General features: G+C 41.3%; 7 protein-coding genes. 1 reads left to right on the plus strand and 6 read right to left on the minus strand.

Features of this window, described 5'->3' with window-relative positions:
• The 6 genes from V5N63_RS07790 to gyrA form a co-directional block, all read right to left on the minus strand.
• Positions 1-405 (minus strand): NAD(P)-dependent oxidoreductase (locus V5N63_RS07790; protein ID WP_332033492.1); only part of this gene is annotated, 405 nt, incomplete at its 3' end.
• 54 nt (positions 406-459) lie between these two features.
• Entirely contained in the window at positions 460-870 is a 411-nt protein-coding gene (locus V5N63_RS07795; RefSeq protein WP_332021169.1) for an Rrf2 family transcriptional regulator, read from the minus strand.
• Positions 871-1036: 166 nt separating this feature from the next.
• Positions 1037-2419 (minus strand): tRNA uridine-5-carboxymethylaminomethyl(34) synthesis GTPase MnmE, encoded by a 1383-nt coding sequence (mnmE, locus tag V5N63_RS07800; RefSeq protein WP_332033493.1) that lies wholly within the window; start codon positions 2417-2419, stop codon positions 1037-1039.
• Positions 2420-2676: 257 nt separating this feature from the next.
• Positions 2677-4449, minus strand: coding sequence for an aminopeptidase P family protein (locus tag V5N63_RS07805; protein ID WP_332033494.1), 1773 nt, complete (start codon positions 4447-4449; stop codon positions 2677-2679).
• 169 nt (positions 4450-4618) lie between these two features.
• Positions 4619-6010, minus strand: a complete 1392-nt coding sequence (locus V5N63_RS07810; RefSeq protein ID WP_332033495.1) for a tetratricopeptide repeat protein — start codon at positions 6008-6010, stop codon at positions 4619-4621.
• A gap of 30 nt (positions 6011-6040) precedes the next feature.
• On the minus strand, positions 6041-8707 hold the full coding sequence (gene gyrA / locus V5N63_RS07815) for a DNA gyrase subunit A (protein ID WP_332033496.1): 2667 nt from the start codon (positions 8705-8707) through the stop codon (positions 6041-6043).
• Between the two features lie 150 nt (positions 8708-8857).
• On the opposite strand from gyrA, the gene V5N63_RS07820 reads away from it, so the two are divergent.
• Positions 8858-9172: a DUF4286 family protein gene (locus V5N63_RS07820; RefSeq protein ID WP_088469534.1), complete on the plus strand. Its 315-nt coding sequence runs from the start codon at positions 8858-8860 to the stop codon at positions 9170-9172.
• Positions 9173-9199 lie beyond the last annotated feature (27 nt).

Genomic DNA, 9199 nt, shown 5'->3' on the forward strand with positions numbered 1-9199 from the left:
TGCAGCCAATGCTCCGGGCTTAATCTCTGCCGGAAAGCCTTCCGTATCTACTAACAGCTGGTTTTCTGCGGTATAGAGACTTCCTGCTCCGCCAATTACAATCAGCCTTTTTAATCCGGCTCTTTTTGAAGCCTCCTGAATGGCCCTGGAGCCTGCAAGAAAATCTTCGTAAATATTAGGATTCGTCCATCCTGCGTTGTATGCGCTGATAACTGTATCGTGACCTTTCAGTACTTCCGAAAGTTCATCCACATTGTTTACATCTACAGAAACTTTGTTTACATTCTGAATTTCAGTTTTGTCTGCATTTCTTGCAATAGCTGTAACTTGCAGGCCTCTGTCGGCAGCTTCTTTCACTAATTTGGAACCCACAAATCCGGTGGCTCCAATAATCGCTATTTTCATATGGTACTATTTTTAAAATGTAACATTTTTTGTTACATTACTATGTAAATTTTTTTACTGAAACTGGTCTACAAATTCCTGCAAGGTTTTATTACTGAGGAATTCGGTAACAATTCGGTCGGTTTCTTCGAAGAGTTTTTCCAGTTCTTTATTGATTTCTTTCCCTACAACACATTTGGTATCGTTACATGTATTTTTCTTTCCGAGCACATTTGAATTTTTCACGGCATTAAAAATATCCGCCATTGAAATTTTAGTGCTTGAGATGTTAAGCATCGTTCCGCCTTCTTTGCCTTTTTTACTCACAATCCAGCCCATCTGATGCAAAACAGCAAGCTCTTTTCGGACAATCACGGGATTTATGGTAATGCTTTCGGCAATCCACTCAGAGCTCAGCCACTGGCCGGGATATTTCGCCAGCAGGGTAAGAATATGAATCACGGTTGCAAATCTGGTATTGTTCATGATGCAAAGATACAGCTCTTTTTAATTGTAACCAAAAACGTTACAGTTAAATTTTCATAAAAACTTTGGCAATTAAATATCGAAGGAAAAAGCTTTCGACTTCAAAAGTTTTTCAGTAATTCCTAGGTGAAGATTATTAAATCATTTTAAAAATGTTGAAATGCCTTTACTTTCCGATACAAAACTTAGAAAAAATATTCCCCAAAACTTCGTCGTTGGTAAATTCTCCGGAAATTTCGCCGAGGTATTCCAGGGCGTTTCGGAGTTCATACGCGAGAAGTTCGGTAGTAATCCTTGCATTTACAGCCTCTTCCACTGCTTTCACAGCATTGAGGGATTTCTGTAAAGCTTCGTAATGGCGCTGGTTGGTGATGACTACATTTTCATCGGTCTTCAGAGTGTCAACGAAGTGCGTGAGGAGATTCTTGAGTTCATCCAGATTAAGGTTTTCTTTTGCTGAAATATTAAGCGTTTTAAGGTTTTCGTTTCCCGTAAGACGTTTGATGTCCTCAAAAAGCGAATGTTCTGCAACCGAATGCTCATCGATTTTCGTAAAACAGATGATGGTTTCCAGGTCTTCGCGTAAAAGCTCTTTAAGTATCGCAACATCTTCAGAAATATCTTGCGAAGCCACATCGATCAGATAAATAAGGACATCCGCTTTATCCGACTTTTCTTTCGCTTTCACAACGCCAATTTTTTCGATTTCATCGGTAGTTTCGCGTAAACCTGCGGTATCGATAAGCCGGAAGGCATTCCCTTTGATATGGATCACTTCTTCAATCGTATCGCGCGTGGTTCCGGCAATATCGCTCACAATCGCCCGTTCTTCCTTTAGAAGCGCATTGAGAAGGGTAGATTTGCCCGCGTTCGGTTTCCCGAGGATGGCTACTGCTACTCCATTTTTTACGGCGTTTCCGTACTGAAAACTTTCGATGAGGGCATTAAGTTTGTCTTCAATTTTATGGAGAAGTTCGGTTAAAGACGTTCTGTCGGCAAACTCCACATCTTCTTCGGCGAAATCGAGTTCCAGTTCAATTAAAGAAACAAAATTCAGCAGATCGGTTCTGAGGACTGATATTTCATTGGTAATTCCTCCTTTCAGTTGATTAAGCGCCACCTTTCTCGAAGCTTCATTTTCTGAAGCGATAAGGTCGGCAATAGATTCGGCCTGTGACAGGTCGATACGTCCGTTCATAAAAGCGCGCATCGTAAACTCACCGGCTTTGGCCATTCTTGCGCCGTTTTTAAGCAGAACTTCTAGGATTTTCTTGCCGATATAAGGCGAGCCGTGGAATGAAATTTCCACAGAATTTTCGGTGGTAAAGGTTTTGGGTGCCAGAAATACAGAAACCATTACTTCATCCACCGTTTCATCGCTGTCTTTGATGAAACCGTAATGAACCGTGTGCGATTTGGCTTTCTCAAGGTTCTTCCCTTCAAAAACTTTGTTCACGATGCCCACTGCATAATCACCCGAAAGGCGGATGATGCCGAGCGCACCCATTCCGTTGGCTGTGGCTAAAGCACAAATTGTGTCGTTGTACATGCTGCAAAATTACGGAATAATTCCTGTTTTCAGGAGCAAGAGGTTTCGGGCTTTATTCGGAGACCCGTCCCGCTATCCGCTTTATCTTTTTAGGCAGCAGCAAATTCGGCGCTATAAAAAGGATGCCGCTACTATCGGGGCTATAACTAAGTGTATCTTTTTTAACAACCTCCGAAGTTTTTCTTTCTAATAATTTGTGACTGAAACGCATAAAAAAGTGCAGAAAACTGCACTTTTTATCTTATTATTAAGAGGTTTTAAAGCGGTTTTACCTGCTCGAGGAACCATTCTTTCACCTCACCTTCCAGATCATTTTCAAGTTTTACCCTGCACCATTCGTGGTAGCTGTTTAGCCAGTCTTTTTCAGGCTGGGTAAGCAAGGATGTTGCAATCACATTTCTGTCGAACGGACAGATCGTTAAGGTCTCAAATTCATAGAAAGTACCGAATTGAGTGGTCTGACTTTCCTTTACTGCAATAAGATTTTCGTGACGGATTCCGTAATGATTTTCCCAGTAAAAACCAGGCTCATTGGAAAGCACCATTCCCGGAATCAGTTCCTGGAAATTCATGTCTTTGCGGATGTTTTGCGGACCTTCGTGTACGTTCATGAAACTTCCCACACCGTGGCCGGTTCCATGGTTGTAATCTTTGGCTTCGTTCCAGAGTGCAAGTCTTGCAAACGCATCCAGCTGAACGCCGCGCGTGCCTTTCGGAAACTTCACCATAGAAAGCTGAATCATCCCTTTTAACGCCAAAGTACAGTTGTGTTTGAATTCATCAGATACCGCGCCTAAAGCCAAAGTTCTGGTGATATCGGTTGTTCCTTCGAGGTACTGGCCTCCTGAATCTACAAGGATTGAAGAATCATTGGTCACCGGTTTGCTACCCTCTTTAGGAGCCGAATAGTGCATGATCGCACCATTTTCGATATAACCTACGATGCTGCCGAAACTTTCGCCCACGAAGTTTTTGCCTTCAGCACGGAAGCCTCTCAGTTTTTCACCAATGGAATATTCGGTCATTTCTTCTTTACCCGCCTGATGGGTAAGCCAATAAAGGAACTTGACCATCGCTACGCCATCGCGCTGCATTACGGTACGGAAACCTTCGAGTTCGGAGGCGTTTTTCACTGCTTTCATCAGATTGCCGGGAACTGGGGCTTTGATGAACTGATTGTCAGATTTTAAAGCTTCAAAAATCGACTGGTTGCTGTTGGGTGAAATAAGGACTGTTTCATTTTTAATGTTCTGAAGTTCGGTGAAGAATTCTTCGTAAGGCATCATTTTCACCAAAGATTCATCCATCTGTTTTCTGGCTTCTACTTCCAGTTTTTCAAGATCCACGAAGAGTTTAGCTTCATTTTTAGTCAGAATGATATATCCTAAAAACACAGGATTCGACTGTACATCGCTTCCTCTTAAGTTTAAAGTCCACGCAACATCATCAAGACTGGAAATAATATGAACTGAAGCGCCGAGGCCTTCCATTTTCTGGCGGATATCTGCGAGCTTTTCTGCAACCGATTTTCCGGCTCTCTCTACCGGATGAACAAATATTGGGTTTTTCTTAGCGCTGGGATTTCTGTCGGTCCAGATTTCTTTCAGCAATGGCTGGTCTTTTAAAGTAATATTTTTCGCGGAAAGCTTTTCCTGAAGCATTTCCCAATTGGAGTTGGAAGTTGCCAGAGCATTTACTGCAACGCTACCGTTCTGAGGAATTTCAGCGATAATCCAGTCGATATAGTGTGGCGTTTCTTCTTCACCTTCCTTCATCAGATCAATACCGGAACCCTGAAGTTCTTTCGGTGCCTGAACAAAATACCGTCCATCAGTCCATAAACCTGCCTTATCCGCAGTAATTACCACAAAACCTGCTGAACCTGTAAATCCTGAAAGCCAGCTGCGTTCCTGCCACTCCTCCGGGAGGTACTCGCTCATATGTGGATCTGCGGAATAAACGATAAATGCGTCGATTTGGTTTTCCTGCATTTTTTGGCGTAATGCCGATATTTTTTCTGATGAGGTCATAATTTTAAAATTTGGTGTGAATTTACGAAGAAATTGAGGATTCAGAAACCCATATTTCTTAAATTTTCTTTTAAATCCAGGGAAATGAATTTAGAAAACTGATATTTCAATATAAAAAATGCACCGAATATTTCGGTGCATCCATCATCAGTTAGAAACTGATTGAGTATTATTTTTTGCCTGCAGCTTGCATTGCAGCTTCTTTGGCTTTAAATTCCTGGTATTTTGCTTCTTTTTTGTTAGACATATATAAGCCTTTCAGCAAAGAAACCGCGTCGATATTCTGCTGGTCGCTTTCGTACCATTTCTCAGCGTAAGGAAGTGCTGCAGCAAGTCTTGCTCTTCTTGCCTCGATAATCTTATTTGCAGCTTCTGTTTTTCCTGCTTTTTTAGCTGCATTGTAATCTTCAATCGCTTTGGCATCGTCACCCATAGTAACATAGGTAAGGTTTTGCCACGCCTGAGCGAAAGCCGGATTCAACTCTACCGCTTTTTTGTACGATTTCACTGCTTCTGCCTCTGTTGCAGGATCCTTGCTCTGAAGAACTCCCAGGTTGTACCAGTTATTGGCATCTGACGGATTTTTTTCGGTCTGCACTTTCAGGTTTGCAATAAACTGATCCATCTTACCGGATTTGTAATAAGCAGTTCCCTGAAGTTCTGTAAGCTTGGAATTTGACGGGAATTTTTTCAATCCTTTCTCAATGAGTGCTAAAGCGTCATCATATTTTTCAGCATCTACCATCAGTGCTGCATTGGTTTCGTACAGCTCTTTTTCAATACTTATTGAAGTTTCGCTGGTAAAATCGGAATATTCTGAAGTTGCTCCCATCTTTTTGTTAAGATCCCAGGTTACTTTGTCCAACGGCTCTACTTCACCTGATTTTTTATTCTTAGCAAAATATGTGGTTGAAACACCTGTATATCCGGAGTTGATGAGTTCATTATACACCTCGATTGCTTCATTCTTTTTATCAGCAAGCGCATAATTTAGCCCCGAGTAATACAGATACTGTTTGTTATCCTGCCCGCCTGCTTTCAAGAGATCATAAACCTCTCTGAATTTTGGTGCTGCTGCAGCATAATTTTTTGATGTATAAGCATTCATCGCGGTTTTATTGGCAGCTTCAATAAGTGGGTTAATGGTGTTGCCAATCTTGCCTGTTAAGACAGGAAGGTAAGTATCTTCTTTCAGTCCCTGAGTTCCTGACTGATCTGCGGCTGCTTTACCCACATAATACACTTTGTTTTTGCTGCTGTCTTTACCGGTATATATTTTTTCTTTACCAAGTTCGCTCATTTTCGCGAGGTAAGCTGCACCTTCTGCGTTTTTACCTGATTTTAAAAGCGCCAAACCTTTTGCATAATAATACTGCTCCAGAACAGCAGGCTCTACCAAATAGGTTTTACCACCCATTACTGCTTCGGCTGCAGCAATCTGCGAGTTGGTAGCCGCAACATCGCCAGCGTCAATGGCTTTCACTGCCGCCGCGATTTCCTTTTTTTGTGCAAATGCAACAGTTGCCGAAACTAATGCAATGCTGAAAAATATTTTTTTCATTATATTAATTTTAAAAAAATTGGTTTACTGTTAGTTTTCATCATCGGTAGTTCCCTCTTCTTTTTCTTTCGCTATTCTGTTATTTTCTTTTTCCTCTTCTTCTTCAATTTTCTTCAGGTGAGCTTCATCGCCAATATTGCTGATGGCGTTGTCGCCGGTCTGAGGCACGTCGCTGAATTCAGGAAGTGCAGATGCCACAGCACCCGGAAGCGGTTCCTGAGTATTTTCCTCTTCTTCTTCCACATCTTTATCCATTTCCACTTTCGCTATGGCAGCAATAGAATCGTTATTTTTGAGGTTGATGACCTTCACGCCCTGGGTGTTTCTTCCCATTACGCGCATTTCATCCATACCCATTCTTATGGCTACTCCAGATTTGTTGATGATCATCAATCCGTCTTCGTCAGTTACATTCTGAATGGCGATCAGATTACCTGTTTTCTCGGTGATATTCAAGGTAATTACCCCTTTTCCGCCACGGTTAGTAACACGGTAATCTTCTACCGCCGTACGTTTACCGTAACCTTTTTCTGAAACGACCAAAACAGTTTCATTCTGCACATCATTTACTACAATCATGCCAATAACTTCGTCGTTATCTTCAAGCGAAATACCACGTACACCGATCGATCCACGGCCTACTGCTCTGGCTTTTTCTTCAGGGAAACGGATACATTTTCCGTTTTTGGTCGCAATCATAATTTCGGAATTACCATTCGTTAATCTTGCCCCTAATAACTGGTCGTTATCACGTATTTCGATGGCGTTTACCCCATTGGTTCTCGGTCTTGAATAAGCCTCGAGGGAAGTTTTCTTGATGGTTCCGTTCTTGGTAATCATCAACACATTCATCTGGTTCACATAATCTGTATCTTTCAGATCGTTTGTTCTGATGTATGCTTTAATTTTATCGTCGGGTTCAATATTAATTAAGTTCTGAACTGCTCTTCCTTTAGCTGTTTTGGAACCTTCAGGAATTTCGAAAACCCTAAGCCAGAAACATTTTCCTTTTTCGGTGAAGAAAAGCATGTACTGGTGATTGGTAGCAGCCACAATATATTCGAGGAAATCTTCGTCTCTTGTGGTTGCTGCGCGGTTTCCTACGCCGCCGCGGCTCTGGATTTTATATTCTGAAAGCGAAGTTCTTTTGATATAACCCGCGTGCGAAATCGTAAGAACAACTTTTTCGTCGGGAATTAAGTCTTCAATCGACATTTCGCCGCCTGAATAATCGATTTCTGAACGTCTCTCGTCGCCGTACTTCTCTTTCATTTCAAGAAGTTCAGCTTTAATAATTTCGAATCTTCTGGACTCGTTTGCAAGAATGTCTTCGTAATCTTTAATCAAATTCATGATTTCTTCATACTCTGCACGGATCTTGTCGAGTTCCATTCCGGTTAACCTCGCCAATCTGAGATCCAGAATGGCCTGTGCCTGAATTTCTGAAAGATCGAATTCTTTCATCAAACCTTCTTTCGCTTCAGCAGGATTCGCGCTGTGACGAATAATGGCAATCGCTTTATCCAGATCATCCTGGGTGCCGATTACCTTCATGAAACCTTCAAGAATATGAGCGCGTTCTCTGGCTTTTCTAAGCTCGTACTCGGTTCTTCTGATCACGATTTCGTGACGGTGATCTACAAAATGATAAATGATGCTTTTCAGGTTAAGCTGCTCCGGTCTTCCTTTTACCAGCGCAATATTATTGACACTGAAAGAGGTCTGAAGCGAAGTATATTTATAAAGCATATTCAGAACTACGTTCGGAATTGCATCATTTTTAAGTTCGTAAACGATTCTAAGCCCCTGTCTGTCGGATTCATCACGGATTTCGTAGATTCCCGGGATCTTTTCTTCTTTTACCAGTTCAGCAGTTCTGGCAATCATTTCTGCTTTGTTGACCTGGTAAGGAACTTCGGTTACAATAATAGCATTTCGGTTTCCAATTTCTTCGAAATTTACTTTCGCACGGAGAACGATGCGGCCTTTTCCGGTATGGAAGGCATCGCGAACACCGTCGTAACCATAAATAATTCCGCCGGTAGGGAAATCCGGAGCGATGATGTGCTTCATGAGCTCATCAATCGTAATTTCGTTATTATCGATATAGGCAACGATTGCATCAATACTCTCTGAAAGGTTATGGGGCGCCATATTGGTCGCCATACCCACAGCGATACCTGACGCACCGTTTACCAGAAGATTCGGGATTTTAGTAGGCATTACGGAAGGCTCCGTCAATGAATCATCAAAGTTATTCTGGAAATCTACGGTTTCTTTGTCGAGATCAGCCAAAACATCGTCTGCAATTTTTTTGAGTCTTGCCTCGGTATAACGCATTGCTGCCGGCGGATCCCCGTCCATCGAGCCGAAGTTACCCTGTCCATCAATCTGCGGATAACGCAGACTCCACGGCTGGGCCATACGCACCATTGCATCATAAACAGAGGAATCGCCATGCGGGTGATATTTACCAAGAACATCACCGACAATTCTTGCAGATTTTAAATGTTTTCTGTTCGAAAAAACATTCAGATTGTACATTCCGTATAAAACTCTTCTGTGAACCGGCTTTAAGCCATCTCTTACATCGGGTAAAGCTCTGGAAACAATTACCGACATCGAATAATCGATATAAGAGGATTTCATTTCATCAACAATGTTGATAGGAATTAACCTTTCTCCTTCTTTATGCATAATATTTTTTAATAAAATGAAAATCAAGCACTTATGTTAATGCGTGATCATTCTTTTCTTTCTAATTTTAAGAACGTGCTAATTTACGAAAAATTTAGCGATTTTTGCGCTATAAATTTATCAACAAAACTTAAAAAAAACTTAAAAGCAATGAGCATTCTGAGCCTTACCTTTCACACGCCCGCCGATCTTGTGGCATCATGGGATGAGTACATAAAAACCGATCTCGAAAATATGGTTGAAAACCTTATGGATGTTGAAAAATATATACTCTCTGAAGTAGAAAGTGATATGATCAGCGAAGGCAAGAACACAAACCTTCTGTTGATATTTGACGACATAGAAAAACGTCAGGAATTTATTGATATCGAATTTAAAAATATCACCGAACGTATTGAGGCAAAATTCGGGCAGGAAGTTATGATTTTTGAAACTTTTCTAAACCAGAAGAAAAACAGATTTTAACAACAGGATAACAAAAAAATATAGTTA

The sequence above is a fragment of the Kaistella sp. genome (assembly GCF_032060305.1).
In the GTDB taxonomy this organism is placed as follows: domain Bacteria; phylum Bacteroidota; class Bacteroidia; order Flavobacteriales; family Weeksellaceae; genus Kaistella; species Kaistella yananensis.

Coding starts and splice junctions, on each gene's coding strand:
- V5N63_RS07820 (WP_088469534.1), top strand. CDS start 8,858: ATGAGCATTCTGAGCCTTACCTTTCACACGCCCGCCGATCTTGTGGCA.
- gyrA (WP_332033496.1), bottom strand. CDS start 8,707: ATGCATAAAGAAGGAGAAAGGTTAATTCCTATCAACATTGTTGATGAA.
- mnmE (WP_332033493.1), bottom strand. CDS start 2,419: ATGTACAACGACACAATTTGTGCTTTAGCCACAGCCAACGGAATGGGT.
- V5N63_RS07795 (WP_332021169.1), bottom strand. CDS start 870: ATGAACAATACCAGATTTGCAACCGTGATTCATATTCTTACCCTGCTG.
- V5N63_RS07810 (WP_332033495.1), bottom strand. CDS start 6,010: ATGAAAAAAATATTTTTCAGCATTGCATTAGTTTCGGCAACTGTTGCA.
- V5N63_RS07805 (WP_332033494.1), bottom strand. CDS start 4,449: ATGACCTCATCAGAAAAAATATCGGCATTACGCCAAAAAATGCAGGAA.